The following is a 25,895-nucleotide window of genomic DNA, read 5'->3' as shown; positions in this document are numbered from 1 at the left end:
CCCCCGGGTTCGGATGCCCGACGGTCAGGCGCGTGCCCAGTCCGGCAGCCACGCGCCGTGGGCGTCCGTCAGCTGGTCGACGAGGCTCCAGATCTGGTCGAGGTCGAGATCGGCCGCCGTGTGGGGGTCCATCATCGCGGCGTGATAGATGTGCTGGCGGTTTTCCGTCATCAGCGCCGTCACGGTCAGTTCTTGCACGTTGATGTTGGTGCGGATCAGTGCCGTGAGCTGGAGCGGGAGCGCCCCGACATGGGTCGGCTGGATGCCGTTGGCATCCACGAGGCAGGGCACCTCGACCGCGCAGGCATCGGGCAGCGAGGTGATGCAGCCGTTGTTGCGCAGGTTGCCGTAGATCACCGCAGGCTCGCCGGTCCAGACCGCGTTCATGATCGACGAAGCGTATTCGTGGCTCGGCTTCACCACGATCGTTCCGTCGCCGGTGAGGTCCTTCGCGTGCTCCTTCCACTGGGCGATCTGCTCGATGCAGCGCTTCGGGTACTCGTCGAGCGGGATGCCGTATTTTTCGATCAGGTCCTCGCGCCCCTGCTTGATGAACCACGGCGTGTATTCGGCGAAATGCTCCGAGCTCTCGGTGACGAAGTAGCCGAGCCGCGCGAACATCTCGTAACGCACCGTGTTCGAGCAGCGGGGATTCCAGCTCGACGGCTTCGGGATACGACCGGCGCGGTAGCCTTCGAGAAGATCGGGATACAGGTCGCGGAAGGAGCCATCCGGCAGCCGGCGCTCGAATTTCAGGTAGAACGCCATGTGGTTGATCCCCGCCGTGCGGTAGCGCAATTCGGCGACGGGAATGTCGAGGTCGCGCGCCAGTTCCTCGGCGGTGTGCTGCACCGAGTGGCACAGGCCGACCTGCCGGATCTGCGGGAATTTTTCCGCGATCGCCCAGGTGTTGATCGCCATCGGGTTGACGTACTGAAGGAGGACCGCCTCCGAGCAGACCTCCAGCATGTCGGCGCAGATCGCCCAGAGCTGCGGCACCGTGCGCAGGCCCCGCATGATGCCGCCGACGCCCAGCGTATCGGCGATGGTCTGGCGCAGGCCGAACCGCTTCGGGATCTCGAAGTCGGTGACCGTGCTGGGCTCGTAGCCGCCGATCTGAAACGCCACCACGACGAAATCCGCCCCAACCAGCGAGGCGCGCCGGTCGCCATAGGTCTCGATCGTGGCGCGGGCGTCGAGGGCGCGCACAAGCTTGCCGGCGACGATCGCGCTCTCCGCGAGGCGTTCGGCATCGATGTCCATCAGGGCGATGATGGCGTCCTTGAAGGCCGGGCGATGCAGCACATCGCCGATGATGTTCTTCATGAAGACGGTCGAGCCGGCTCCGATGAACGTGATTCTGGGGCGGCGCATGGGAGTCGTTCAGGCCTCGGTCGGAAGAGGGACGGGGATAGGTGCCTCCGGCTGGCCGGCGATGCCCACCGCGCGCAGCCAGACGGTGCGCGTGACGCCGGCCAAACGCCGGGAGTTCACGTCCACCAGAAGCAGCAGGGCGTCATGGTCGAGGCCGATGGTGTTCGGCGCCCGCATCATGGTCCTGCCGGTCGGACCGATCGCGCCCGCGCTGAGCCTGGGCAGGCGGTGGAACAGCGGGGAGCCCAGAAGAGCGGAGACGACGGCGGACAGGCCGATGAAAGCCTCCCTCTGCCGCCGCTGCATCAGCGAAACGGATCGCGTCGTCCCCACCATGCCAACCACCCCCCAGAGGTTCGCATTGACACGTGCCAGCTCGCGCCAAAGCGCTAGCTAACACGTGTTATCAATGTCTCATCATGAGAATTTTGCGTTGTCAACGGGCTGTCCGAGACCTAAGTCGCGTACCGGCCGAACCGAAGGTTTCGCGGCGGGCCGATCGCGAGCCACGGCCTCCCCGGGCAGATCAGCGGAGGCGACGGATGCCGACGAAACGCGTGACCAGCCACGATGTGGCGCGCCGGGCCGGTGTCTCGCGGGCGACCGTTTCCCTCGTTCTCAACCGGTCCGAGAGCATCGTCATCGCGAAGGAGACGCGGGAGCGGGTGCTGCAGGCGGCGGACGAACTCGGCTACAAGCCGAACTCGGCCGCGCGCATGTTGGTCAGCGGCCAGAGCGAGACGATCGGCCTGATCGTCTCCGATCCCTCCATCCTCTTAGTGGATCAGTTCGTCACCCAGGTGCTCTACGGGGTCGAGAAGGCCAATCGGCAGCTCGGGCTGCATGTACTCGTGGCGGGGCTGGAGAGCGGCGGCCCGGGAAGCACCTACGACGATCTGGTGGAGTCCCGGCGGATCGACGGCCTGATCGTGCTCAATCCAAGAGCGGGGGATACGGCGCTCGTCTCATTGATCGAGAAGGACTTTCCGCTCGTCCTCGTCGGTTCCGTCCGTCACCCGGGTGAAGTGTCGGTGACCTTCGCGACACGCCCCGTGCTGATGAAGGCGGTCGATCACGTGGTCAGCCTCGGCCACCGACGCGTCGGCGCCATCACCTTCTCACCGCGCAGTTTCATCGCCACCGAAGCGCGCCTCGCTGCGCTTGAGGCCGGCCTGCACGCCCATGGGCTGGCGCTGGACGCGGACGCGATCGAGGTCGGGGATTTCAGTTCGGAAAGCGGTCACCGCGCCGGCCTCGCGCTCCTGAACCGACGTCCGGACGTCACCGCGATCTTCGCCGGCAACGACACGATCGCGATCGGCGTGCTCAGCGCGGCGCATGCCCTCGGCCGCACTGTGCCCCAAGATCTATCCTTGGTGGGCTTCGACGACCTGCCCTTCGCCCCCTGGCTGACGCCCGCACTCACGACCATCCGCACAGATGGCGTGCACCAGGGTCAGATCGCGACGCAGATGCTGTTCGAACGGCTGAACGGCCGCAGCCCGGCTATCCCGCGGGTCCGTCTGGAGCCGGATTTCATAATCCGCGCCTCGACGGGGTCCGCCAAGAACTGATCACCGCTGGCGGGCTCGGGCGGGTCGGATGGCCGTCCTACACGGCGCGGTGGTATCAGAACGGCGCCGCGAGGCACCCGCCGAGGGCCCCCTTCAGCGCGGCGGCCTCGCTCTCCGACGGCGCGAAGGTCGCGGTCAGGGCCGGGTCGCCGGAACGCGGGCTCGCCTGAGTCCATGTCAGCTTGGCCCTGGGTTGCGTAAGCGCCAGCGCGATTCCGCGCAGCGGATCCTCGCCGCGGCGGGCCCCGGTCACCGTCAGGGTAAAGCCCGCATCCGCACCGGTCGCCGCGCCCTGGGCCGGCATGCGCACAGAGCGCACGCTGCCGGCGCCGGAAACCAGGATTCCGGTAAGCGGCGTCTCGCCGCCGGAGCCTTCGAGCCCGCCGAAATCGAAGCGCGGCGCCAGCTCGGCGAAGCGCGGCACGGTCAGCGCAGCCGACAGGCCGGTACCGCCTGGATCGCAGGCGACGTGCAGGGTCACCGACCTCTGGTCCGTTCCCAGGTCGGCGGCACCGGTGAGGTCCGCGCTGCCTCCCGGTGGCCGGCTGACGCCGTTCAGCAGGGGCGTCCGCCCGGTGAGGATGTCGGACAACCGCTCGCCGCGGCGCAACGGTCCTGCGAGGAGGGCCACGGCCGCGATGATCACGATTGCCAAGCCCACGCCGATCCGAAGCCGCATCCTGTCCTCGCCTGTGGAGATCTCGGGCCGGCGGCATAGCGCATCGCCCCGGAAACCGGAACCCGGCCGTCCCGCTAGGGTCCTGATCCGCATCGCGTTTTGCCGGTTGATCGACGCAACCTCTTGGCTCGTGGCATCTGGAGATCGAACTCCCGCGGCAACGCTCTATTCACCATGATCGCGCGAACTGCGCGGCATCGGCACCCGCGTGCGTTGCAGCAACTCCGTAAAAACCGATCGATCCTATGCACTGGTGCTCAAGCTTGAGCGTCGCCAATGCGTACGAAAATCCTGCTCGTCCTGACCCTGTTGGTCTACGTCACCACCGGCCGCGCCCCCGGCATCCGGGAGCCGCGCAACCCGGATGCGGAGCACGCGGGCGGTCGTGTCGCCCTCGTGATGAAGCGCGCCTGGGCCTGAGCCTCACGCCGCCGGGACGCCGGCCCTGAGCCGCGCAGCCACCAGGGCCTGCAGGCTCCAGAGGTGCCGGTCGCGGATGCCGAGCCGTTCGCAGGCTTCCACGGTCCGGAACAGATACTCGGCGCTCGGCCCCTTATGGCCGCATGCAACCGCGATCTTTTCGGCGATCTCGGGATCCGACAGGCGGCCGGCGTAACGGTCGCTGGCGCGGTTCGCCAGGAACGTCAGGGCCGAGACGGTCCCCTCCTCGGTGGCGACCGGCAGCCAGCGGGCGACGTAGCCCCGACCGCGCATCTCCCGACGCCACACCGGCGTCAGCGCCTCGCGGATCTCCGAATCGGGCAGGCGGAACGCGACGCCCCGGCACAGGCCGCCGCGGTCGAGCGCCAGGACGAAGCCCGGCCGCTCCGGCGTCCCGCGGAAGCGCCGCTGGAGCAGGCAGAAGCGGCGGTGGAAGCCACGGACCGTCCCGATCCGGCGCTCAGCCACCGGGAATTCCGGATTCCACATCAGCGAGCCGTAGGCGAACACCCAGACCGCGCTGCCCGCACGGCCGTCGACGATCGCGTCTAGGCCCGGCCCCAGCTCAGCGTCCGACAGCACCGCGAGGGCGTCCGGGTCGTCGGGCACAGGGACGGAATGGGCGCGGGCGATCAGGTCGAGGCTGAGATCGAGGGTTCGGGCATTCTGAAACGGCATCACCCTCAACGCGGCGGCCTCAGCGCTTGTTGCCCAAGGCGTCGAGTTCGGGGAAGGGGCGAGTGCGGTGCCCGGTGCAGACCTCGTCGTCGTCGAGCACCGTGAGCCGGTCGTCCGCGTAGCGCAACACCACCTTCGGCTTCTCGGGCTTGCCGAAGGTCCGGCCGTACATGTGACCCGACACGCAATAGATCACCCGGCTCCCATCCTCGATCGGCCCGGCGATCCGGCTGCCCTCGAACCGCACCGGCAGCAGCGACACCGAACCGAATTCGACCTGCTTCAGCGCCAGCGTGGCGATCCGCTGGAGCAGGGCCGGGGAGGGGGCCGCGTCGGCCGCCGGCTTCGACGTCCGCGGTGCGGCCTGCGCACCGACGGCGACGAGGGACAGGAGAGCGACGAGGGCGGCGCGGGGCAGCATTCCGCTTGGCTACACCGCCAAGGCTGCCCGGGGCTGGACCGGGCGCAGGATGCCGGAACATCCTATATGAGGGCTTCCACTGGATCGCGCCCGCCGCGAGCCGCCCCCTCCCACCGTATGACGTGACTCGATGCAATGGACCGACGACGCCCTGGTGCTCGGCCTGCGCCGGCACGGGGAGAGCGGCGTCATCCTCGAAGCGATGACCGAGGCTCACGGGCGCCATCTCGGCCTGGTGCATGGCGGCCGCTCGCGCCGGATGCAGCCGGTGCTGCAACCCGGCAACCGCGTGCGCCTGACATGGCGGGCGCGCCTCGACGAGGGTCTCGGCGCCTTCGCGGTGGAACCCCTCGAATCACAGGTCTCCCGGCTGATCGGATCGGGCTTGGCGCTCTACGGGATGGGCCATCTGGCGGCGCTGCTGCGGCTCCTGCCCGAGCGCGATCCGCACCCGGCGCTTTACGCGGCGGCGGGGATCCTGGTCGAGCACCTTGACGACCCCGCCATCGCGCCGCCCTTGATGGTGCGCTTCGAGCTGGAGATCCTGTCGGAACTCGGCTTCGGCCTCGATCTCACCGCCTGCGCGGCCACCGGCGGCAACGACGCCCTCGCCTACGTCTCGCCGAAGAGCGGACGGGCGGTCAGCGCCTCGGCGGGCGAGCCGTTTCGCGATCGCCTGCTGGCGCTCCCGACCTTCCTGCACGCGGGCGGTTCCCCCGGCCCGGACGGCGTTGCACAAGGGTTTACCTTGACGGGATACTTCCTCGACCGGCACGTCTGGGGGCCGCGTGGCCTCGGAGCCCCCGAAGAGCGGACGCGATTCGTTGCGCTCGGCTGCGAGGCCGGCTAGTGTTCGCGTTCTGTTCCAGATTTTCGCGGCCTCGGATTCGGGTTGTCGGCGCTGTTGCGCGGCCCCCGGCTGACGGGCCGCGGTGATGACGTTGAATTGAGGAGTCGTCATGGGCCAGCCCTTCGAGCCGCCGTCCGGCGACGGGATCGAGAGCGTCGAGCTGAAATCCGCGCTGGAGGAGCGCTACCTCGCCTACGCGCTCTCCACGATCATGCATCGGGCCCTGCCGGATGCCCGCGACGGGCTGAAGCCCGTGCATCGGCGCATCCTGTACGGCATGCGGCTGCTCCGCCTCGACCCGAACACTGCACATAAGAAGTGCGCCAAGATCGTCGGCGACGTGATGGGCGACTTCCACCCGCACGGCGACCAAGCGATCTACGACGCCCTGGTGCGGCTCTCCCAGGACTTCGCCCAGCGCTACCCGCTGGTCGACGGCCAGGGCAATTTCGGCAACATCGACGGCGATGGTCCAGCGGCCTACCGCTACACCGAGGCGCGCCTCACCGAGGTCGCGCGCCTGCTGCTCGACGGGATCGACGAGGATACGGTCGATTTCAGGCCCTCCTACAATGGCGAGAAGGACGAGCCGATCGTTCTGCCGGCGGCCTTCCCGAACCTGCTGGCGAACGGCAGCCAGGGCATCGCGGTCGGCATGGCGACCTCGATCCCGCCGCACAACGCCGCCGAGCTGTGCGACGCGGCGCTCTACCTGATCAACCATCCCGAGGCGACCTCGGCGCATCTCGCCAAGTTCGTGCAGGGGCCGGACTTCCCGACCGGCGGCATCCTGGTCGATTCGGCGGAATCGATCGCCGAAGCGTACCGCACCGGCCGCGGCGCCTTCCGGGTCCGCGCCCGCTGGGCCAAGGAGGATCTCGGCCGCGGCACGTGGAACATCGTCGTCACCGAGATCCCCTACGGCATCCCGAAGGGCCGGCTGATCGAGAAGATGGCCGAGCTGCTGCAGGAGAAGAAGCTGCCGCTCTTGGCCGACGTGCGCGATGAATCCGCCGAGGACGTGCGCGTCGTGCTGGAGCCGCGCTCGCGCACGGTCGATCCGGTGATCCTGATGGAATCGCTGTTCCGGCTGACCGAGCTGGAGGCGCGGATCCCGCTCAACCTCAACGTCTTGGTCGGCGGCCTCGTGCCGAAGGTGATTGGGCTTACCGAATGCCTGCGGGAATGGGTCGATCACCGCCGCGTGGTGCTGCAGCGCCGCTCGCGCTACCGCCTCGGGCAGATCGACCGGCGCCTCGAGATCCTGGGCGGCCTGCTCATCGTCTATCTCGATCTCGACGAGGTGATCCGCATCATCCGCGAGGAGGACGAGCCGAAGCCCGCCCTGATGGCCCGGTTCGAACTCACCGAGATCCAGGCCAACGCGATCCTCGACACCCGCCTGCGCTCCCTGCGCAAGCTCGAGGAGATGGAGCTGAAGCGCGAGCTGGACGCGCTCACCGCCGAGAAGGCCGAGATCGACGCCCTGTTGGCCTCCGAGCCGGCGCAGTGGAAGGCGATCCAGGCGCAGATCCGCGCCGTGAAGAAGACCTTTGGGCCCGAGACCAAGCTGGGCAAGCGCCGTACGGAATTGTCGAGCCCGCCGGATGTCGGCGGCATCGACTTCACGGCAGCTTTGGTCGAGCGTGAGCCAATCACCGTGCTCGTCTCGACCAAGGGCTGGATCCGGGCGCTGAAGGGCCATGTCGCCGACCTGTCGGGTGTGGCCTTCAAGGGCGACGACACCCTGAAGATCGCCTTCCCGACCGAGACCACGCAAAAAATCCTGCTGCTGGCCACCAACGGCAAGGTGTTCACGCTGGAAGCGTCGAAGCTGCCGGGCGGGCGCGGCTTCGGCGATCCGGTGCGGCTGATGGCTGACCTCGACGACGGCACCGAGATCGTGGCGGCTCTGCCCTACCGGCCGGAGACCAAGCTGCTGATCGCGGGCTCCGACGGGCGCGGCTTCATAGCGCCCGCCGACGCGCTCGTGGCCAACACCCGCAAGGGCAAGAGCGTACTGGGCCTCGACGGTGACGCCAAAGCGGCTGTGCTGGTGCCGGCGGACGGCGACCACGTGGCGGTGGTCAACACCGAGAAGCTGCTGCTGATCTTCCCGACCTCCGAGGTAGCCGAACTCGCCCGCGGCAAGGGCGTCCGGCTCCAGCGTTGCCGCAGCGGCGGGCTCATTGACGCGCACGTGTTCAAGCTGGCGGATGGTCTGCCCTGGCAGGACGGCTCAGCCGAAGGTCGGCTCGCCAACGCGACGGTGCTGGAGAAGTGGATCGGCCACCGCGCCGAGGTCGGACTGATGATGGCGCGCAGCTTCCCGAAGTTCGAGCGGTTCGGGCGGTGAAGCGGGGAGGGATGGTGACGGGCTTCCAACCCGCGCCCTTACCCTGAGATGCTGTGCAGCAGCCCCGAAGGAGGCTTACAGGGATCGCGCGACTGGTTGGAGGGCTCCTTCGAGGCCTCCGCTACGCCCCGGCATCCCAGGATGAGGGCGCGGGTGGGACAGATCCCGTCTCAGTGCGAGCGGTGATTGAGCCAGAGCGCGCCAAAGGCCAACACACCGCCACCAATCGGGACAGCAAGCAGGAGAAGGAACTGGGCTGTCGTCATGGCCAAGATCCCGAAGCGTGCGCCTCACAAACCAATGTATGGCACCACTCATGATCCAGCAAACCACCATGGCGAAGAGCACGGGCTCGAAGTGCGGACGGTCCGATAGGGCGGTCGATATGAACGGCGCAAAACCGCCCACGGCAAAGATTGCGATAGCGAGGCCGTTGGCATAGGTGGCGGAGAATTTAATGCGCTCGTTCACGACGAGCTTGTCGCGCGCTTCGTAGTCCAGTTCCGACATCAACCAGGCCCCCCAGCCGGCCCATAAGTTAAACCGCCGTCACCATGCGGAAAAGGAAGCCTACCGCTCGCCTCACCGCCCCTTCACAGCCGCCTCATCCGCCGCCCAGAGGTACTGAGCCGCGTAGGCCCGGAACGGCCGCCATGCCTCAGCGCGCGCCAAAAGTTCAGCAGGGCTCGGCCGCCCGACGCCGGCCTCAAGCGCCCGCAGCAGTCCGACATCGCCCACCAGCAGAGCATCCGGCAGCTTGAGCGCCCGCATGGCGATGTACTGCGCGGTCCAAGGCCCAATTCCGCGGATCGCCGTGAAGCGCAAAACCGCAGCGTCCAGCGACACCGCCGGGGCGAACAGGTCCGGATCGTTCAGCGCTGCCGCCGCGAGCGCCCGGATCGCCGCGCCGCGGGCCCGCGGCATGTTGAGCGCCAGGGCGATATCCGCCTCGACCAGCGCCGCCGGGTCCGGAAAGACGTGGGTCAGGCCGCCCACTGGCGCGGCAAGCGGCGTCCCGAACGCCGCGACCAGCTTGCCGGCGAGCCCGATCGCAGCCGTCACCGAGACCTGCTGGCCGAGGATCGCCCGGCAGCCGGTTTCGAACGGCTCCCAGGCGCCCGGCAGGCGCAGGCCCGGCCGTGCCGCTACCATCGGGGCCAGGATCGGATCTGCATTGAGGAACGCCGCGATGGTGGCCGGATTCGCGTCGCAATCGAACAGGCGGCGCAGACGCTCGGCCACCGGGGAGGCGTGGACGGGATCGATGCTGCGCAATGCGACCCAAAGGTGATCCCCAGCAGGCTCCACCGTCAGGATCCCGTGTCGCTCCGCGACGCGGATCGTGCGCCTGTAGGCCGAGCCATCAGGCGCAATTGACTCTAGGCCGGCGATCGCTCGCTTGCCCAGGAAGGCGTGGATCGCCGCCCAGTCGTAGGGCGGGTGGTAGGGGAGGCGGAGGCCGAACCCGTCCGGCACCTCCACGAACACGAAGGGCGGCCTCTCGGCCGCCCCGTCAGTGTTCTCCGAGGACAGGTCCGCCTCAGCCGCGCTGATCGACCGCCACGTAGTCGCGCTGGGCCGGACCCACGTAGAGCTGGCGCGGCCGGCCGATCTTCTGCGAGGGATCCTCGATCATCTCGGCCCACTGGGCGATCCAGCCGACCGTGCGGGCCACCGCGAACAGCACCGTGAACATGTCGGTCGGGAAGCCCATCGCCTTGAGGGTAATGCCCGAGTAGAAATCGATGTTCGGGTAGAGCTTCTTCTCGATGAAGTACTCGTCCTTCAGGGCGATTTGCTCCAGCTCCATGGCGACGTGAAGCAGCGGATCGTCGGTCTTGCCGAGTTCCTTCAGCACCTGGTGGGTGGTGTGCTGCATGATCCGGGCGCGCGGGTCGTAGTTCTTGTAGACTCGGTGGCCGAAGCCCATCAGGCGGAACGGATCGTTCTTGTCCTTGGCCTTGGCGACGTACTTGCCGACGTTCTCCGGCGTGCCGATCTCCATCAACATCTTGAGCGCCGCCTCGTTGGCACCGCCATGGGCCGGCCCCCACAGGCAGGCGACGCCGGCTGCGATACAGGCGAACGGGTTGGCGCCCGAGGAGCCGGCGAGCCGCACCGTCGAGGTCGAGGCGTTCTGCTCGTGGTCGGCATGCAGGATGAAGATCTTGTCGAGCGCCTTGGCGAAGACCGGGTTGACCTCGTACTCTTCACACGGAACCGCGTAACACATCCGCAGGAAGTTTGATGTGTAATCGAGGTCGTTCTTCGGATATACGAAGGGCTGGCCGATCGAGTACTTGTAGGCCATCGCGGCGAGCGTCGGCATCTTGGCGATCATGCGGATCGATGCGATCAGCCGCTGGCTCTCATCCGTGATGTCGGTCGAGTCGTGATAGAAGGCCGAGAGGGCGCCGACCGAGGCGACCATGACCGCCATCGGGTGTGCGTCGCGCCGGAAGCCGGTGAAGAACCGGTTCATCTGGTCGTGCACCATGGTGTGGCGCGTGACGCGATACTCGAAATCGGCCCGCTGGCCGGCGGTCGGCAGGGCGCCGAACAGCATCAGGTAGCAGGTCTCGAGGAAGTCGCCCTTCTCGGCAAGCTGCTCGATCGGGTAGCCGCGGTAGAGCAGCACGCCCTCGTCGCCGTCGATGTAGGTGATCTTCGATTCGCAACTCGCCGTCGAGGTGAAGCCCGGATCGAAGGTGAAGGCGCCGGTCTGGGCGTAGAGCTTGCCGATATCGATGACGTCCGGTCCGATCGTGCCGGTTTTCACCGGCAATTCGATCGACTTGCCGTCCACGGTGATGGTGCTGGGTGCGCTCATGGATCGTGGACCCTTCTCTGGCGACGTGGCGGATGCCGGACTCGGGCTGCGCCGAATCGGCCCCGGGGGCCTCAAGCACACCGCGTTATGCTGCGGGTGCTCACTGGCATGGGTTACCCAAACGGCACTGCAGCAGCAACGGGGTCGGTGACAACCGAACCCCGACGCCAAGCGAATTCGTCAAACGAATTGCATCATGCGAAATCCGGGCCGGAACCCGCGGTTCCCAAGAGGCCTCAGACCTGCGGGGCCTGATCACCGAGGCGAGCCAGGGTCTCGTCCCGACCGAGCACCGCCATCACGTCGAACAGAGGCGGGGAGGTGGTGCGTCCGGTGAGCGCCGCCCGCAGGGGCTGGGCGACCTGCCCGAGCTTGCAGCCGGCTTCTTCCGCGTATTGGCGCACTGCGCCCTCGGTCGAGGTCGCGCTCCACTCGGGGAGCGCCTCCAAGGCCGGCTTGACGCCGGCAAGGCGCGCGCGACCCTCATCGGAGAGAAGCGCGCGGGCCTTATCGTCGAGCCCCAATGGGCGCTGGGCATACAGGTAGTAGGCGCTGTCGAGGAGTTCGATCAGGGTCTTGGCCCGCTCCTTCAGCCCCGGCATGGCCTGAGTGAGCTTGTCCTTAAGATCCGACGGCAGCGGCGCCGACAGGCCGCGCTCGGGCCCGACCTGTGGCAGGATCGTCTCGATCGCCGCAACGAGGTTGGCATCGGCGCTGCCGCGGATGTAGAGGCCGTTGAGGTTGGCGAGCTTGGCGAAGTCGAACCGGGCCGCCGAACGCCCCACCGCTCCGAGATCGAAGGCCGCGATCATCTCCTCGGTGGAGAACACTTCCTGGTCGCCATGGCTCCAGCCGAGCCGCACGAGGTAGTTGCGGAGCGCCGCCGGCAGGTAGCCGAGATCGCGATAGGCCTCGACGCCGAGCGCCCCGTGGCGCTTTGACAGCTTGGCCCCATCCGACCCGTGGATCAGCGGGATATGGGCCATCTTGGGGATGTCCCAGCCGAGCGCGGAGAAGATCTGGGCCTGGCGGGCGGCATTGGTGAGGTGGTCGTCGCCACGGATCACCTGGGTGACGCCCATGTCGTGGTCGTCCACCACCACGGCGAGCATGTAGGTCGGCGTTCCGTCCGAGCGCAGCAGGACGAGATCGTCGAGATCCTTGTTGGCCCAGGTCACCCGGCCCTGGACAGCGTCCTCCACCACGGTCTCGCCCTCGGCAGGCGCGCGCAGACGGATCACCGGCTTGATCCCGGCGGGTGCGTCGGAGGGGTCGCGGTCGCGCCAGCGGCCGTCGTAGCGCGGGGCCCGCCCCTCGGCACGGGCGGACTCGCGCATCTGCGTGAGCTCCTCGGCGGTGGCGTAGCAGTGATAGGCGCGCCCCGCGGCCAGCAACTCCTCGGCCACGGCGCGATGGCGCTCGGCGCGGGCGAACTGGAACACCACGTCGCCGTCCCAGTCGAGGCCCAGCCAGGTGAGCCCATCGAGAATCGCGTCGATCGCGCCCTTGGTCGAGCGCTCCCGATCGGTATCCTCGATGCGCAGCAGCATCCGGCCGCCCGTGTGACGGGCATAGAGCCAGTTGAACAGCGCTGTCCGGGCCCCGCCGATATGCAGGTAGCCGGTAGGCGAGGGGGCGAAGCGCGTGACGACGGCTGAGGACATCGGTCCGGTATGTTCGGGGGCGAGGCGGGGAGCGCGGGACGGTGAGCTCGACACGGGCACGCTCGAAAGGGCGCCCGTAGCACGAAGCGCCGCCTGTAGCACGGGGCTGCGGATGCGTTAAGAATCGCCCGGGGAATCGCCCGGCCGCCGAAGACAGGTCGCGCGGATCGGGGCAGGGGCAATGCGGCGGATCGGCGCGAGGCTGACGGGGGGCACCCTTGTGCTCGCCGCTCCGCGTGCGCCCGCGCTTCCGGCTTTCCGGCATTGGGTGGCCGAGGGCCTTGCCCGAGAGGCCGAGCAGCGCCGCCTGTTCCCCTGGCTGGCGGTGGCGTTCGGGGCCGGGATCCTGCTGTATTTCGGGGTCGTGGACGGCACGCCCGTCCTGGCCGCCCCGCTGATCGGGGCCGCGCTGGCGCTCGCGCCGGTGCCGTTCCTGGGGGCCCGGCCGGTGGCAATGGCGCTGGCGCTCGCGGCGGGCTTCGCGTTCCTTGGCTTCGCGGCGGCGACCTGGCGCGTCGCGCAGGTGGCCGCGCCGATCCTGGCGCGGACCACGATCGGGCCGCTCACCGGGACGATTGAGGCGCTCGACGAGCGCGAGGTCGGCGCCCGGCTGGTGATTCGGGTGGATAGCTTTGCTGGGCTCAGGCCCGAGGTGCGGCCGGCCCGGGTGCGCGTCTCGTTCCGCAAGACGCCGATCCCGAGGCCGGGCGAGACCATCGCGGCGACCGCACGCCTGCTGCCACCCCCGGAGGCGGCCCGACCCGGCGGCTACGACTTCGCCCGGGATGCGTATTTTCAGGGGATCGGCGCGGTCGGCTCGCTGGTCGGCGCGGTCACGGTCCGGCCCCCCACGGAACCGCCGCCCCTGCGCCTGCTACTCGCCGCGATGCTGGACGAGGCCCGCAACGTCCTGACCCGCCGGATCGCCGAGGCCGAGGGTGGCCAGGCGGGGGCCGTGGCGGCCGCCCTGGTGACCGGCAAGCGTGGGCTGATCGGTCCGGCGAGCAACGATGCCCTGCGCGCCGCCGGGATCTACCACGTGGTCTCGATCTCGGGCCTCCACATGGTGCTGGCCGCCGGCGTGGTGTTCTGGCTGGTGCGGGCTTTCCTCGCTTTGGTCCCCCACTGCGCCCTGTTCTGGCCGATCAAGAAGATCGCGGCCGGCTTCGCCATGGTGGGGGTGAGCGGCTATTGCGCCTTCTCGGGCTGGGACATCGCCGCCGAGCGCTCGCTGATCATGACCCTGATCATGCTGGGCGCGATTCTCGCGGACCGGCCAGCCCTGTCAATGCGCAACCTCGCACTGGCCGCCCTGATCGCCCTGGCCCGTGAACCGGAAGGGCTGCTGGGCCCGAGCTTCCAGATGTCGTTCGGCGCGGTGGCCGGGCTGATCGCCTGTGCGCGGCTGATCGACGGGCGCCTGTTCGTACGGCCCGGGGCGGGACGGATAGGCCGGTTCGTCGGGACCAGCCTGTCGGCGGTCACCGGCACCCTGGCGACGACGCTGGTGGCGCAGATCGCGACCGCGCCCTTCGCCACCTACCACTTCCAGACGATCCAGCCCTTCGGCCTTATCGGCAACGCTCTGACCCTGCCGCTCGTCTCGCTGGTGGTGATGCCCTCGGCCGTGATCGGGTGCATTGCCTATCCCTTCGCCCTCGACCGGCCGGTCTGGTGGCTGATGGGACAGGCGGTGGGCGGCATGCTGGCGATTTCGCATTGGATCGCCGGGTTCGAGCGGGCCAGCGTGGTGGTGCCAGCCTTCGGCACCGGGGCCCTCGCCGCCCTGACGGCAGCGCTGCTCCTAGCAACGCTACCGGTTTCGCAGCTCCGCTGGCTTGCCCTGCCACCCGTACTGCTCGGGCTTGGCCTGATGGCCCAACCGGAGCGCCACGATCTCTATGTCGACCGGCAGGGCTGGGGCGCCGCGGTACGCGGCCCGGATAGCCGGCTCGCGATCCTCGGCAGCCCCTCGGGCTTCGTGCTGGAGCAATGGCTGAAGGCGGATGGCGACGGGCGGCGGCTCGACCGCGGCTCCGGTGCGGCGCCGGGCGGCCGCTGCGACCGGCTCGGCTGTACCGCGCTTCTCCCGGACGGACGGGCCGTTGCCCTGGTCCGCGATCGGCGCGCCTTCCCGGAGGATTGTGCCCGGGCCGCCGTGCTGATCACGAGCCTCGCGGCGCCGCCGACCTGCACGGGGCCTCTGGTGATCGATCGCCGGATGCTGGCCATGAACGGGGCCGTCGCCCTGCGTGCTGATGGAAACGGGTTTACGATGCGCACCGCCCACGGCGACGGCCGGTCCGCCCCCTGGCGTCCGAGGCCTGCCCGTACGCGTCTCGAATCGACGGATTCCCCCATCGGAGCAGCCGGCGGCATGGCGTTACCCGAAACGCCACAGGCCCCGGCGACGGACGTCGTGATCGACGCCCCCGCCGAACCCCTTCAGTAGCGGCGAACGAGGCTGACCAGCCGGCCTTGGATCTGGACCCGGTCGGGGCCCAGGACGCGGGTCTCGTAGGCCGGGTTGGCAGCCTCCAGGGCGATCGAAGAGCCGCGGCGGCGCAGGCGCTTGAGCGTCGCCTCCTCGTCGTCGATCAACGCCACGATGATGTCGCCGGTATTGGCGGTGTCCTGCTTGCGGATCACCACGAGGTCGCCGTCGAGGATCCCGGCTTCAACCATCGAATCGCCGCGCACCTCCAGGGCGTAGTGCTCACCGCCCGCGAGAAAGTCCGGCGACAGCGTGATGGCGTGGCTCTGGTTCTGGATCGCCGAGACCGGTGTTCCGGCCGCAATCCGACCCATGACAGGGATGGAGATGGCCCGACCGGAATCGTCGATCATCCGTGCGCTCGCCGGCATGGGAGGCGCCGCCGGCTGTCGGGACTTGCCGCCCTCCACCACGCTTGGGGTGAAGCGGCGCGGCTCCGGAGTGGGCGCCGCCGCCTGCGCCAGGCTTTCGGGGATGCGGATCACCTCGATGGCGCGCGCCCGATTCGGCAGCCGGCGCAGGAAGCCGCGTTCCTCCAAGGCCGTGATAAGCCGGTGGATGCCCGACTTTGACTTGAGATCGAGCGCATCCTTCATCTCGTCGAAGGACGGGGGAACGCCGCATTCCTGCACGCGGCTCTGGATGAACCGCAGGAGGTCAAGCTGCTTGCGCGTGAGCATCGACGGGGGCCTCGCGACTTTGCGGACCGCCCCGAGGCGGCCTCTGAAACAAATCGCGAACAGGTTAAACGTTCCGCAAGTGTTCTGCAAGCGCGTTATGGCCACGCTGTCCGGTCGATCGACGATCTTGTCGATCCTCGGCCGGTTCGAACGCGGTGCGCCCCCGGCCTGCCGCACCTATGTTGTGACGCACACCGTCGTTGCCGGTCAGGCCTCCAGGCCCGGGACGAAGGACATGCCGAACCCGTGCCGGACGCCAGGGAGCTGAGTCCCACCCGGCGCGGGCGATGCGAACCACAAACGCATTGACGGCACAAGCGGAGCCGTTTCAATGCTCGCGCGCCTCGCCGGGGAGCGGGGCGGTATCGGGCTTGGGATGACGAGGATGCGGAAGCGCGCGGCTCCAGGGCACCTCCGGCTCTCCCTCGGCGCCCTGATCCTGGGTTCGGCGCTTGCCGGCTGCACCACCGGGTTCGCCTACATCTCCCGGAACTACGTGGCGCTGACGCCGCAGGTGGTCACGATCGGCTGCAAGGAACCCTACGAGGTCTACGACAACCGGCAGCTGCGCCGGATGCTGGTCGTCTCCAACGCCCTGCGCGAATATGCCGGCTGCAACCTGAGTGAGGTCCGCATCGATCCGGAGCCGGGTGCGACCCGGGTGACGCGCTTCCGCACGGCCGCCCGCGCCTATCTCGACGAGACCGTGCGCGAGGATTGCCGGATCACCGGCGAGACCGTGTTCGATTCGCTGAAGTCGGAGTTCGCCTACGCCTGCGACGTGCCGGTCGAGCGGCGCGGAACGGTGGTGCCGCGCCTGCCGGGCCGCAACCCGGGTGCAGCCCAGCGCTGAGCCGGCCCGCTCAGGTCCCCGGCTTCGGGAAGGTGCGTTCTGTCGCGTCGCCGGCCGCGGCCAGGAGGGCACGCGCGAAGGCGCGGGCCTCGGCCCGGTCCAGCACGATTGCGGCGGTAACCGGCCCGCCGCCAAGGTCGGACAGGGCGAGTTCGAGCCGCACCCCATCGGGCACGGCGCTCGCCTGAAGGCTCCAGCCCGAGCCCCGATCCGTGCCCTGTGCCATCGCATACTCCTCCCGCGTGCCGGGAAAACGCCGCAGGCGCCCGCCGGAACCGCCCTGACCCGGGCCTGTTCCCGAGCCGTGCCCAGCGCCTCCCTGCCTCGCCTGAACGCGTTCCTCAAGACCGCAGGCCCCGGACTTGTCGTGATGCTCGCCGACACGGATGTCGGAAGCCTGATCACGGCGGCCCAGAGCGGCGCCCGCTGGGGTTACTCGCTGCTGCTCCTGCAGATCCTGCTGATCCCGATCCTGTACGTCGTCCAGGAGCTGACGGTCCGGCTCGGCACCGCCACGGGCCGTGGCCATGGCGAGCTGATCCGCGCGCGTTACGGGCCGGTCTGGGCCTGGATCTCGTATGGCGGCCTCGTGGTCGCCGGGATCGGCGCCATCGTCACCGAATTCTCCGGCATCGCCGGGATCGGCGACCTGTTCGGGGTGCCGCGGCTCGTGTGCCTCGGGTTGCCGGCCCTTCTGCTCCTCGGGCTCGTCTTCACCGGCGGCTACCGGCGCGTCGAGGTGGTGGCGCTGGCGGTCGGCCTGTTCGAGCTGGTCTTCATCGGCCTCGCCATCGCGGCGCGGCCGAATCTGGGCGAGATCGCCACGTCGTTCGCCCACATACCGCTCGGTGATGGTCAGTACCGGGTGCTGATCGCCGCCAATATCGGCGCGGTGATCATGCCGTGGATGATTTTCTACCAGCAATCGGCGATTGTCGACAAAGGCCTCGGCTGGGACCACGCGCGGAACTCGCGGATCGACACCCTCGTGGGTGCGGTAATCTCGCAATGCGTGATGGGGGCGATCCTGATCGCGGCGGCCGCCACGATCGGCAAGGCCGGGCAGGGCACGAGGAACGGGCTGGAGACCGTGGGCGATCTCGCCGGCGCCTTCACGCCGGCGCTCGGGCCGTGGCTCGGGCAGATGGTGTTCGGGGTCGGGATCATCGCGGCGGCCTTCGTGGCGCTGAACGTGGTCGCCCTCGCGCTGGCCTGGGGCTTCGGCGACGTGATGGGAAAGCCGCATTCCCTGGAGCAATCGCTCCGGGAGGCACCGGCCTTCTACGGCGCCTTCGCGCTGGTGGTGGCGGCCGGCGCGGTGGCCGTCCAGCTCGTGCCGAATCTGGTTGCGCTCAACATCGCCGTCGAAGTGATGAACGCCCTGCTCCTGCCGCTCGCGCTCGGCTTCCTGATCCTGCTCGCCACCCGCGCCCTTCCGGAGGGCAAGCGTGTCGCGGGCGCCTACAAGTGGGTGGTCTACGTCGTCTCGGGCGTCACCATTGCCTTCGCGCTGGTCGGTGTGCTCGACGCTGTCGGCCTGCTCTGAAGCGATTGACGCGCGCGGCCCGATGATGTCTCCCCCGGGTCTTCCGAGACGGTGGAGTCGACACATGCAAGAGATCTGGTTCCGTACGGGCGAGGCCACGGTGCTGGCGGCCGAGGGCCAGTACACCGACGCGATGCCAGAGGTGCTGATCGGCTCCGTGCGCGGTCCGGTGGGCCAGGCCTTCGCGTCGATGATGGGTCAGGTGCAGGGCCACACCCGGATGTTCGTGGTCCGCGACCTCAACCAGCTCGTGCGCCCCGCCACGATGATGACCACCAAGGTCACGATCCACACGGCCGAGTATGCCGAACTCCTCGGAGGGGTGGTCCAGGCGGCCACCGGCGACGCGATCGTGGACTGCATCATCGAGGGTATCCTGCCGAAGGACGGGCTCGACGAGCTGTGCATGATCATCATGATCTGGCTCGATCAGCGCTGCGCCGAGGACGATAACCTCGACCAGAAGGACCTCTACCGGACCAACTACGAAGCGACGAAGCTCGCCATCGCCCGCGCCCTTAAGGGCGAGCCGACGGTGGACGAGCTGATCGCCAACCGGAAAACCGTGAAGCACTACGCGCTGGACGGCGTGATCGAATATTGATCAGCGCCGCGCCACGGGCGTGCGGGCGCAGAGATCGGCCACTGCGCAGTTGAGACCGAAGCCGGGGAGGACCAGACGGTCATCCCCGGTCAGGCGAATGAGGGTCCAGGTCTGGCCGATTTGCACCGACAGGGTCAGTGCGGGGCTCTTCTGTTCGATCAGGAGCACGGCCTGACAGAGCGGCAAGGCCTCGTAGCCCACACGCTAGACGTCGATCTTCGTCTGGCGCGTGCCGGGGAGCTTTCGGTGGTCGCTCGGCGAGAGGATCTCGGCAGCCAGATAGCAGCCGTCGACGACGTTCTGGTCAGCCTCGATGGTCGCCGCATCGATGACCGCGACATCAGGGACGTAGGTATGTCCCGTGATGAAGGGTCGGAGGTCGATGGCCGGGTCGTGAAGGGCGATCCACGTCGAGCCCGACTGTGCCAGCCCCTCGTTCAGGAGGCGCTGGAGATTGACGACCATGACCTGATGCACGAGGCTCGGCTGGGCCTGCATCACGATCTGGCCCTCGATGAGTTCCCACTTCTCCTCGTTGGGACGCGTCACGATGAAGTCCCAGAACCCCCGGTGGGGATCGGTCCTGTGGACGGGCTGCGTCTCGAGAATCGTCATGGGATAGCCCGAGCAGACTCGACAGATGCGGAGCGTCCCGCCGGCCGCTCGCCCGGTCAAGGGCGCCTTATCCCGGCGGGATGCGCCCCACCGAGCACAGGGTGCGCATCGTGGTGCTGCCCGAGTCGGTGTAGCAGGAGGCCGACCAGCCGTTCTGCTGGATGAACGACTTGCGCCGCTCCGACAGGGACGTCCGGTAGGCGTTGGCGATGATCGGCTCGACCGTGGCGGCCGCTTCTCCGATCAGGATCTCGGAGGCCACCGACAGGTCGCGGAAGAAGGTCGCCGAGGGGGCGGGCTCGGCCGAGGTTGCCTGCACGATCGGCTCGGCCCGGCAGGTCACGTCGAACTTGATCAGCCCGGCGAGGCGGATGTCGATGCTGGGGCCAGCGCGCTTGCCGACCTTGCCACCGATCGCCCCCGCGATCTGCCGGGCGAGGTCGTCGCAGGTATCGGCCCGGGCTGCCGCCGCGAGGAGCGGCAGGCAGGCGAGGGCGGCCAGGAGGCGCGTCACGGTCAAGCTCGGCATGACAGCACTCTAGCTGCGGCGCGGCCCCTGTCGAGGGGTCGAATCGGCCCGCATCCGGGCAAAATTCGCGAGCCACGCCTCGGCGACGCGCATCCCCGGCGGCACGCTCGCGGTTGGCGGCGGCCGGCGCACGCAATCCTCCAGGTAGGTCAGAGATTCTTCCAGTACCGTACCGGTAAACGGCTTGGCGATCACCGCCGTGGCTCCCGCCATATCCTCGCTGAGCGCCTGGGCGTTGGCGGTCATGAACGCGGCCGTGATACCGCCAAGATCGCGCACCGCTTGCGCCACGTCGAGACCCGAGGAGCCGTCGCCGAGGCGCAGGTCGATGAGAACCAACTCGGGCCTTGTCTCGTGGACGAGGGCGATGGCCTCCCGGGCGGTCATGGCCGTGCCCACGACGCAGTGGCCAGCGTCCTCCAGCATCATCTCGATCTGCATCAGGATGAGGGCTTCATCCTCGACCACGAGGATCTTGAGCGGCTCGGTCACGCAGCCTCCAGACCGCCGGCCATCTCGCGCGGCAGGCGTATGGTGACGATCGTTCCGGGATCGTTGGTCATCCAGGCGATGCTGGCATTGAGCTGGCGGCAGAGTGTGCCGATCAGGCGCTTCCCGAAGGAGCGCTGCTCCATCACCTGGAGGGGCATGCCGATGCCGTCATCGGCGATCTTGATGGTGAAGTAGGCCTCGTCCGGCGCCACCGTCACGGAGAGCCGCCCCGGGCGGTCGCCCGGGAAGGCGTGCTTGAGAGCGTTGGTAATCAATTCGTTCATCATCAGCGCCACGGGCGGCGCCTTGGCGACCGGGATCTCCACCGCCTCTAGGTCGAGATGCAGGCGGATCCGGTCGCCGGAACCGCGGACGAGATCGGTGGCGAGGTCGCGGGCGAACTCGGCCACGTCGAACCGCTCGACATTGTTGGACTGGTAGAGCCGCCGATGGACCGTCCCCAGCGCCTCGACCCGGGTCAGCATCGCCTGCATGGCGGTGCGGGCAGCCGGATCGGTGATCGCCCGGGTCTGCATGGACAACAGGGCCGCGATCATTTGCAGGTTGTTCTTGACCCGGTGATCGACCTCATGGACCAGCATGGTCTGCGTGGCCAGCGCCTCGGTCAGGTCACGGGTGCGTTTGGAGACCTCCGCCTCGAACCGGTCCTTCTCCTGCTGGACCCGCAGATGCGCGTCCACCCGGTCGGTGACGTCGAGCTGCGAGGCGAAGAAGAACAGCACCTCGCCGGCCTCGTTGACGACCGGGCTCAGATAGAGCGCGTTCCAGAACGGCACCCCGTCCTTGCGGTAGTTCAGGATGTCGATCGCGATGTCGGTGCGGGCCGTGACCGCCTCGCGGATCAGCGCGATGGCGCCGCGGTCAGTCTCCTTGCCCTGGAGGAAGCGGCAGTTGCGGCCCATGACCTCGGCGCGGTCGTAGCCAGTCATCCGCAGGAAGGCGTCGTTGGCGAAGACGATCGGGTTGTCGGCAAGCCGCGGATTGGTGATGATCATCGGCATCCGCGTGGCGCGGACCGCGGCGGCGAAGGGATCGCCCTTGCCCTGTTCGGTATCGAGCCGGTCCGTCTGATGCCAAGCGTCGGGCTGTTCCATCGAACCTGCTCTCTTCTGCCCGGCGTTCGTCACCTCCGGCAATCGGGTCGTGGCTGCGCTTCCGCAATCGCGAGCTTAACCACCTAGTCATGGGATCGGTTCGGGGCCAATGCGCGGAAGGTTCATATTTCGGTAGACAGAACGCCGCACCTTGGGTGATCAACCCATTCGGGTGACCAGAATAGATCCAAGGGGATAATGTCGAAGGCAACATCCTAGAGTCGCGCCAGAGGGACTCAGTGGAAGTCCCGGCTGGGATACATCCGCCGGTCCGGGGGCACGCCGAAATCCGTCTTCTCGGGGGGCAGCGTCATCCCGGCCTCGCGCAGGTCGCGTAAGGAAGCGGTGAGATCGCGAAACCCCTCCGCCACGAGGTGGACCACCCCATCCGCCTGCTGGATCCGGCCACGCACGGCCAGGAACCGGGCCTGCATGGCGGCCCGGCGATTGGCCTCGAACACCGTCTTCCAAATAATCACGTTGGCGATACCGGTCTCGTCCTCCAGGGTCAGGAACACCACGCCCTTGGCGGTGCCCGGCCGCTGGCGGATCAGCACGAGCCCCGCCACCGTGACCCGCGCCCCCTGGGGCAAGGCGGGATCGAGATGGGCCCGGGCCGGGATCGCGCCGATCCGGGCGAGCCGCACCCGGAAGAAGGCGACCGGGTGCCCCTGGAGCGAGAGGCCGGTGGCGGCATAATCCTCGGCCACCGCCTCGGACGGGGCCAAAGCCGGTAGCTCCACAGCCGGCTCGTGCCGGAACAGGCCGTCATCGGCGTGCCACGCGAAGAGCGGCAGGGGCGCATCGAGGAGATGGGCGCGGCGCTCGGTGCCGTCGGCCTTTGCGGCCTTGCGGGATGACGTCCCCTCCAGGGTACGGACCATCCATAGGGCGGCACGCCGGTCGAGGCCGAGCGACCGGAACGCATCCGCCTCGGCCAGCCGCTCCAGGGTGTTGCGGGGCAGGGCGAGGGACGCCTGCAAGCCTTCGATGCTGGCATAGCCGTTGGCGCGCAGCCGCACGAGCCGGCGCATCGCAGCCTCGGGCAGGCCGCGCACGACGCGCAGGCCGATCCGCACGGCGTGCATCTCCGGGTTCGCGGCCGGCTCCAGGGTGCAGTCCCAGTCGCTGGCATTGACGCAGACGCCCCGCACCTCGACCCCGTGGGCGCGGGCGTCGCGCACGAGCTGCGCCGGCTGGTAGAAGCCCATTGGCTGGGCGTTGAGGATCGCGGCCAGAAAGACGTCGGGGTGCCGGCACTTCATCCAGGCCGAGGCGTAGACGAGGAGTGCGAAGCTCGCCGCGTGGCTCTCCGGGAAACCGTAGGTTGAGAAGCCTTTAATCTGCGCGAAGCAGCGCTCGGCGAAATCCTTCGGATAGCCCCGGCGGGTCATGCCGCCGATGAATTTTTCCTCGAACCCGCCGATCGTGCCGACATGGCGGAAGGTCGCCATCGCTCGGCGCAAGCCATCGGCCTCGGCCGGGGTGAAGCCCGCGGCCGTGATGGCGATCTGCATGGCGTGTTCCTGGAACAGCGGCACACCGTAGGTCTTGTGCAGGACCTCCTTCAACTCGTCCGCCGGGCCATAGTCCGGATGCGGGGCGGGGTACTCTACCGGATCGATCCCGGACCGCCGCCGCAGGTAGGGATGGACCATGTCGCCCTGGATCGGGCCGGGGCGCACGATCGCCACCTGCACCACGAGGTCGTAGAATTCCTTCGGCTTCAGGCGCGGCAGCATCGACATCTGCGCCCGGCTCTCGACCTGGAACACGCCGACGGAATCGGCCTTCGCCAGCATCGCGTAGGTGGCGGGATCCTCCCGGGGCAGGTCGGCCAGCGTCTCGTAGAAGGTGTTGTGGTCGCGCTCCAGAAAGTCGAGGCCGCGCTTGAGGCAGGTCAGCATGCCGAGCGCCAGCACGTCGACCTTCATCAGGCCGATGGCGTCGATGTCGTCCTTGTCCCACTCGATGAAGGTGCGGTCCGCCATGGCGCCATTGCCCACCGGCACGGTCTCGTCGAGGCGGCCGCGGGTCAGCACGAAGCCGCCGACATGCTGCGACAGGTGGCGGGGGAAGCCGATCAGCTGATGAGCGAGGTCGAGTGCCTGCCGGATCGCGGGGTTGTCGGGATCGAGCCCGGCCTCACGCACGTGCTGGTCCGGCATGCCGGTGCCCCAGGAGCCCCAGACCGTGTCGGCGATCGCCGCCGTCACGTCCTCGGTCAGGCCCAAGACCTTGCCGACCTCGCGGATCGCCATGCGGGGGCGGTAATGGATCACCGTGGCGCAGAGGGCGGCGCGCTCCCGGCCGTAGCGGGCATAGAGGTGCTGGATCACCTCCTCGCGGCGCTCGTGTTCGAAATCGACGTCGATGTCGGGGGGCTCGCCCCGGTTCTCCGAGATGAAGCGGGCGAACAAAAGCCGGTGCTTGGACGGGTCCACCGCGGTGATGCCGAGGCAGAAGCACACGGCGGAATTGGCCGCCGAGCCACGCCCCTGGCAGAGGATGCCCTTGCTGCGAGCGAATTCGACCACGTCGAACAGGGTCAGGAAGTAGCGCGCATAGTCCATCTTGGCGATGAGCCGCAGCTCCTCGTGGAGCGTTGCCGCGACGGCGGCCGGAACCTCACCGCCGTAGCGCCAGCGTGCCCGCTCGAAGGTCTTTTCCGCCAGATAGTCCTGCGGCGTGCGACCGGGCGGCACCGGCTCATCGGGATATTCGTAGCGCAGCTGGGACAGGCAGAAGTCGCAGGCCTGCGCGATCTCGATGGTGCGGGCCAGCGCCCCCGGATGGTCGGCAAACAGCCGGGCCATCTCGGTGGGGGGCTTCAGGTGGCGCTCGGCATTGGCCTCCAAGCGGTAGCCGGCCTCCCCGATCCGGCAGCCTTCCCGGATGCAGGTGACCACATCCTGGAGCGGGCGCCGTTCGGGGTGGTGGTAGAGCGCGTCCGAGACCGCGACCATCGGGGCGCCCGAAGCCGCGCCCAGTTCGGCGAGCAGGCCGAGGCGCCGCCGTTCGTCGCCGCGGCGGGTGTGGCTCGCCCCCAGGAAGGTCCGGCCCGGGGCGGCGGCGGCGAGCGCCTCCAGCCGCGCCCGGAACCCCTCCTGCAGACGCCTTGCCGGCGGCATGGCGATGAACATCTGCCCCTCGGCGGCCTCCAGCATCTCGGCAAAGGAAAAGCGGCACTCCCCTTTTCGGACCCGCCGGTTGCCGAGGGTCAGCAGCCGGCAGAGGCGCCCCCAAGCAGCCCGGTCCATCGGGTAGGTGACGGCTTCGAACCCCTCCTCGGTGACGAGGCGTACGCCGGGCAGAATCCGGATCGCGGTGCCCTCCAGCGCCAGCGCCGCCGCATGGGCCCGCACCACGCCGGACACGGTGTTGCGGTCGGCGATGCCGATCGCGCGCAGGCCGTAGGAAGCCGCCTGCACGACGTAATCCTGCGGGTGCGAGGCGCCGTGCAGGAAGGAGAAGTTCGTGGTGACGGCGAGTTCGGCGTAGGCGAGATCGCTCACGCGAACAGCCCGTGGACGTACCACGCGGCCGGGCGGTCGGGGGCATGCGGCCCGTCGCGGTAGAGCCAGAGGCGGTGACCGGCCTCGCACTCGATGCGGTAATAGTCCCGGTCGTTCCCGGGCGCGTGCCACCACTCGGCGGCGACCCGCTCTGGCCCCTCGGCATGGGTGACGCGGTGGATCTGCGCGCGCCAGCGGAACCGCCTTGGCGGCCCCTCCGGGATGGTCGAGAGCACATCGCAGGCGGCCTCGCCCCGGGGGAACAGCACCAGGGGGCGGGGCGGGAGATGATCGGGCCAGGGGGTATCGACGAGGGAAGTAAGGGCGTGCGATTTCCCTCCCCCCTCTGCGGGGGAGGGTGGCCCGCGCGTCAGCGAGGGTCGGGAGAGGGGAGCGACGTTTCCGGAAGGAACGCGACAGTCATGAAGGCCGGCGCCTTCTCTTGGATCGTGGTCGATCTCTCACGGCACATGAACCGCATCCTCGCGATCAACCCAGTGCGCGGCACGGCGCGCGTCGAGGCGGGGGTAGTGAAGGACCAGCTCAACGCGGCTCTGGCGGAGTATGGCCTGTTCTTCGCGCCCG

The 25,895-nt window shown here is 68.7% G+C and carries 26 protein-coding genes; 9 read left to right on the top strand and 17 right to left on the bottom strand.

The features are described 5' to 3' along the window. Positions 1–24 precede the first annotated feature (24 nt). Together MKK84_RS08755 and MKK84_RS35875 are read right to left on the bottom strand one after the other, a co-directional pair. Positions 25–1,374: an alpha-glucosidase/alpha-galactosidase gene (locus MKK84_RS08755; protein WP_243918822.1), complete on the bottom strand. Its 1,350-nt coding sequence runs from the start codon at positions 1,372–1,374 to the stop codon at positions 25–27. Between the two features lie 142 nt (positions 1,375–1,516). Next, positions 1,517–1,774, bottom strand: coding sequence for an SUKH-4 family immunity protein (locus MKK84_RS35875; RefSeq protein ID WP_409566468.1), 258 nt, complete (start codon positions 1,772–1,774; stop codon positions 1,517–1,519). Between the two features lie 142 nt (positions 1,775–1,916). Between MKK84_RS35875 and MKK84_RS08745 the strand changes: the two genes are divergently transcribed. Then, positions 1,917–2,948, top strand: coding sequence for a LacI family DNA-binding transcriptional regulator (locus MKK84_RS08745; RefSeq protein WP_243918818.1), 1,032 nt, complete (start codon positions 1,917–1,919; stop codon positions 2,946–2,948). 55 nt (positions 2,949–3,003) lie between these two features. Here the strand turns inward: MKK84_RS08745 and MKK84_RS08740 are convergent, their stop codons facing one another. After that, complete coding sequence (locus MKK84_RS08740) at positions 3,004–3,627, bottom strand: hypothetical protein (RefSeq protein ID WP_243918816.1); 624 nt, start codon at positions 3,625–3,627, stop codon at positions 3,004–3,006. Positions 3,628–3,903: 276 nt separating this feature from the next. Between MKK84_RS08740 and MKK84_RS08735 the strand changes: the two genes are divergently transcribed. Then, positions 3,904–4,047, top strand: a complete 144-nt coding sequence (locus MKK84_RS08735) for a hypothetical protein (RefSeq protein ID WP_243918813.1) — start codon at positions 3,904–3,906, stop codon at positions 4,045–4,047. Positions 4,048–4,050: 3 nt separating this feature from the next. On the opposite strand, the gene MKK84_RS08730 is transcribed toward MKK84_RS08735, so the two are convergent. Next, positions 4,051–4,746, bottom strand: coding sequence for a gamma-glutamylcyclotransferase (locus MKK84_RS08730; RefSeq protein ID WP_243918811.1), 696 nt, complete (start codon positions 4,744–4,746; stop codon positions 4,051–4,053). A 19-nt stretch (positions 4,747–4,765) separates the two neighbouring features. Next, positions 4,766–5,167: a hypothetical protein gene (locus tag MKK84_RS08725; protein ID WP_243918809.1), complete on the bottom strand. Its 402-nt coding sequence runs from the start codon at positions 5,165–5,167 to the stop codon at positions 4,766–4,768. A 130-nt stretch (positions 5,168–5,297) separates the two neighbouring features. Here MKK84_RS08725 and recO point away from each other — a divergent pair, with 130 nt between their 5' ends. Together recO and parC are read left to right on the top strand one after the other, a co-directional pair. Next, entirely contained in the window at positions 5,298–6,017 is a 720-nt protein-coding gene (gene recO, locus MKK84_RS08720; RefSeq protein ID WP_243918807.1) for a DNA repair protein RecO, read from the top strand. Positions 6,018–6,126: 109 nt separating this feature from the next. Beyond that, positions 6,127–8,373, top strand: coding sequence for a DNA topoisomerase IV subunit A (gene parC / locus MKK84_RS08715; protein ID WP_243918805.1), 2,247 nt, complete (start codon positions 6,127–6,129; stop codon positions 8,371–8,373). A gap of 582 nt (positions 8,374–8,955) precedes the next feature. Here parC and MKK84_RS08710 read toward each other — a convergent pair. The 3 genes from MKK84_RS08710 to gltX all read right to left on the bottom strand — a co-directional run bounded on the left by MKK84_RS08710 (position 8,956) and on the right by gltX (position 12,867). Continuing rightward, positions 8,956–9,861 (bottom strand): DNA-3-methyladenine glycosylase family protein, encoded by a 906-nt coding sequence (locus tag MKK84_RS08710; RefSeq protein ID WP_243918803.1) that lies wholly within the window; start codon positions 9,859–9,861, stop codon positions 8,956–8,958. Positions 9,862–9,913: 52 nt separating this feature from the next. Continuing rightward, positions 9,914–11,203 carry a citrate synthase gene (gene gltA / locus MKK84_RS08705; protein ID WP_243918801.1) on the bottom strand — a complete coding sequence of 430 codons (1,290 nt, stop codon included), beginning with the start codon at positions 11,201–11,203 and terminating at the stop codon, positions 9,914–9,916. Between the two features lie 236 nt (positions 11,204–11,439). After that, positions 11,440–12,867: a glutamate--tRNA ligase gene (gltX, locus tag MKK84_RS08700; RefSeq protein WP_243918799.1), complete on the bottom strand. Its 1,428-nt coding sequence runs from the start codon at positions 12,865–12,867 to the stop codon at positions 11,440–11,442. 181 nt (positions 12,868–13,048) lie between these two features. Between gltX and MKK84_RS08695 the strand changes: the two genes are divergently transcribed. Then, positions 13,049–15,319, top strand: coding sequence for a ComEC/Rec2 family competence protein (locus MKK84_RS08695; RefSeq protein WP_243918796.1), 2,271 nt, complete (start codon positions 13,049–13,051; stop codon positions 15,317–15,319). On the opposite strand, the gene lexA is transcribed toward MKK84_RS08695, so the two are convergent. Continuing rightward, the gene (gene lexA, locus MKK84_RS08690; protein ID WP_243918794.1) at positions 15,313–16,041 is read right to left on the bottom strand and encodes a transcriptional repressor LexA; all 729 of its coding nucleotides are present in this window, start codon (positions 16,039–16,041) and stop codon (positions 15,313–15,315) included. The two genes, MKK84_RS08695 and lexA, sit on opposite strands and share 7 nt — an antisense overlap. 385 nt (positions 16,042–16,426) lie before the next feature. Between lexA and MKK84_RS08685 the strand changes: the two genes are divergently transcribed. Next, positions 16,427–16,894, top strand: a complete 468-nt coding sequence (locus tag MKK84_RS08685) for a hypothetical protein (RefSeq protein WP_243918875.1) — start codon at positions 16,427–16,429, stop codon at positions 16,892–16,894. A 10-nt stretch (positions 16,895–16,904) separates the two neighbouring features. On the opposite strand, the gene MKK84_RS08680 is transcribed toward MKK84_RS08685, so the two are convergent. Next, positions 16,905–17,120: a hypothetical protein gene (locus MKK84_RS08680; protein ID WP_243918793.1), complete on the bottom strand. Its 216-nt coding sequence runs from the start codon at positions 17,118–17,120 to the stop codon at positions 16,905–16,907. A 78-nt stretch (positions 17,121–17,198) separates the two neighbouring features. Between MKK84_RS08680 and MKK84_RS08675 the strand changes: the two genes are divergently transcribed. Both MKK84_RS08675 and fae read left to right on the top strand, forming a co-directional pair. Next, complete coding sequence (locus MKK84_RS08675; protein ID WP_243918791.1) at positions 17,199–18,440, top strand: NRAMP family divalent metal transporter; 1,242 nt, start codon at positions 17,199–17,201, stop codon at positions 18,438–18,440. Between the two features lie 64 nt (positions 18,441–18,504). After that, a complete protein-coding gene (gene fae, locus MKK84_RS08670) occupies positions 18,505–19,044 on the top strand; it encodes a formaldehyde-activating enzyme (protein ID WP_020092273.1) in 540 nt (179 codons plus the stop codon). Here the strand turns inward: fae and MKK84_RS08665 are convergent, their stop codons facing one another. The 7 genes from MKK84_RS08665 to MKK84_RS08635 all read right to left on the bottom strand — a co-directional run bounded on the left by MKK84_RS08665 (position 19,045) and on the right by MKK84_RS08635 (position 25,579). Then, entirely contained in the window at positions 19,045–19,245 is a 201-nt protein-coding gene (locus MKK84_RS08665; RefSeq protein ID WP_243918789.1) for a hypothetical protein, read from the bottom strand. It lies immediately after the preceding gene. Between the two features lie 3 nt (positions 19,246–19,248). Continuing rightward, positions 19,249–19,659: a Uma2 family endonuclease gene (locus MKK84_RS08660; protein WP_243918787.1), complete on the bottom strand. Its 411-nt coding sequence runs from the start codon at positions 19,657–19,659 to the stop codon at positions 19,249–19,251. A 67-nt stretch (positions 19,660–19,726) separates the two neighbouring features. Then, positions 19,727–20,188, bottom strand: coding sequence for a hypothetical protein (locus MKK84_RS08655; protein ID WP_243918785.1), 462 nt, complete (start codon positions 20,186–20,188; stop codon positions 19,727–19,729). A gap of 9 nt (positions 20,189–20,197) precedes the next feature. Further along, entirely contained in the window at positions 20,198–20,680 is a 483-nt protein-coding gene (locus MKK84_RS08650) for a response regulator (protein ID WP_243918783.1), read from the bottom strand. Then, a complete protein-coding gene (locus MKK84_RS08645; protein ID WP_243918781.1) occupies positions 20,677–21,795 on the bottom strand; it encodes a histidine kinase dimerization/phosphoacceptor domain -containing protein in 1,119 nt (372 codons plus the stop codon). The genes MKK84_RS08650 and MKK84_RS08645 overlap by 4 nt, the downstream gene beginning before the upstream one ends. Before the next feature lie 236 nt (positions 21,796–22,031). Further along, positions 22,032–25,310: an error-prone DNA polymerase gene (locus MKK84_RS08640; protein ID WP_243918779.1), complete on the bottom strand. Its 3,279-nt coding sequence runs from the start codon at positions 25,308–25,310 to the stop codon at positions 22,032–22,034. Beyond that, complete coding sequence (locus MKK84_RS08635) at positions 25,307–25,579, bottom strand: DUF6504 family protein (RefSeq protein WP_409566467.1); 273 nt, start codon at positions 25,577–25,579, stop codon at positions 25,307–25,309. The genes MKK84_RS08640 and MKK84_RS08635 overlap by 4 nt, the downstream gene beginning before the upstream one ends. Here MKK84_RS08635 and MKK84_RS35870 point away from each other — a divergent pair. Then, the coding region (locus MKK84_RS35870; protein WP_409566466.1) for an FAD-binding oxidoreductase at positions 25,475–25,895 on the top strand (421 nt) is incomplete at its 3' end. The two genes, MKK84_RS08635 and MKK84_RS35870, sit on opposite strands and share 105 nt — an antisense overlap.

This window comes from Methylobacterium sp. E-065, assembly GCF_022829605.1.
In the GTDB taxonomy this organism is placed as follows: domain Bacteria; phylum Pseudomonadota; class Alphaproteobacteria; order Rhizobiales; family Beijerinckiaceae; genus Methylobacterium.
The sequence above is the reverse complement of the archived record's forward strand: the minus strand, read 5'-3'. Positions and strand labels throughout refer to the sequence as shown.

Coding starts and splice junctions, on each gene's coding strand:
- MKK84_RS08755 (WP_243918822.1), bottom strand. CDS start 1,374: ATGCGCCGCCCCAGAATCACGTTCATCGGAGCCGGCTCGACCGTCTTC.
- MKK84_RS08745 (WP_243918818.1), top strand. CDS start 1,917: ATGCCGACGAAACGCGTGACCAGCCACGATGTGGCGCGCCGGGCCGGT.
- MKK84_RS08740 (WP_243918816.1), bottom strand. CDS start 3,627: ATGCGGCTTCGGATCGGCGTGGGCTTGGCAATCGTGATCATCGCGGCC.
- MKK84_RS08735 (WP_243918813.1), top strand. CDS start 3,904: ATGCGTACGAAAATCCTGCTCGTCCTGACCCTGTTGGTCTACGTCACC.
- MKK84_RS08730 (WP_243918811.1), bottom strand. CDS start 4,746: ATGCCGTTTCAGAATGCCCGAACCCTCGATCTCAGCCTCGACCTGATC.
- MKK84_RS08725 (WP_243918809.1), bottom strand. CDS start 5,167: ATGCTGCCCCGCGCCGCCCTCGTCGCTCTCCTGTCCCTCGTCGCCGTC.
- recO (WP_243918807.1), top strand. CDS start 5,298: ATGCAATGGACCGACGACGCCCTGGTGCTCGGCCTGCGCCGGCACGGG.
- parC (WP_243918805.1), top strand. CDS start 6,127: ATGGGCCAGCCCTTCGAGCCGCCGTCCGGCGACGGGATCGAGAGCGTC.
- gltA (WP_243918801.1), bottom strand. CDS start 11,203: ATGAGCGCACCCAGCACCATCACCGTGGACGGCAAGTCGATCGAATTG.
- gltX (WP_243918799.1), bottom strand. CDS start 12,867: ATGTCCTCAGCCGTCGTCACGCGCTTCGCCCCCTCGCCTACCGGCTAC.
- MKK84_RS08695 (WP_243918796.1), top strand. CDS start 13,049: ATGCGGCGGATCGGCGCGAGGCTGACGGGGGGCACCCTTGTGCTCGCC.
- lexA (WP_243918794.1), bottom strand. CDS start 16,041: ATGCTCACGCGCAAGCAGCTTGACCTCCTGCGGTTCATCCAGAGCCGC.
- MKK84_RS08685 (WP_243918875.1), top strand. CDS start 16,427: ATGCGGAAGCGCGCGGCTCCAGGGCACCTCCGGCTCTCCCTCGGCGCC.
- MKK84_RS08680 (WP_243918793.1), bottom strand. CDS start 17,120: ATGGCACAGGGCACGGATCGGGGCTCGGGCTGGAGCCTTCAGGCGAGC.
- fae (WP_020092273.1), top strand. CDS start 18,505: ATGCAAGAGATCTGGTTCCGTACGGGCGAGGCCACGGTGCTGGCGGCC.
- MKK84_RS08660 (WP_243918787.1), bottom strand. CDS start 19,659: ATGACGATTCTCGAGACGCAGCCCGTCCACAGGACCGATCCCCACCGG.
- MKK84_RS08655 (WP_243918785.1), bottom strand. CDS start 20,188: ATGCCGAGCTTGACCGTGACGCGCCTCCTGGCCGCCCTCGCCTGCCTG.
- MKK84_RS08645 (WP_243918781.1), bottom strand. CDS start 21,795: ATGGAACAGCCCGACGCTTGGCATCAGACGGACCGGCTCGATACCGAA.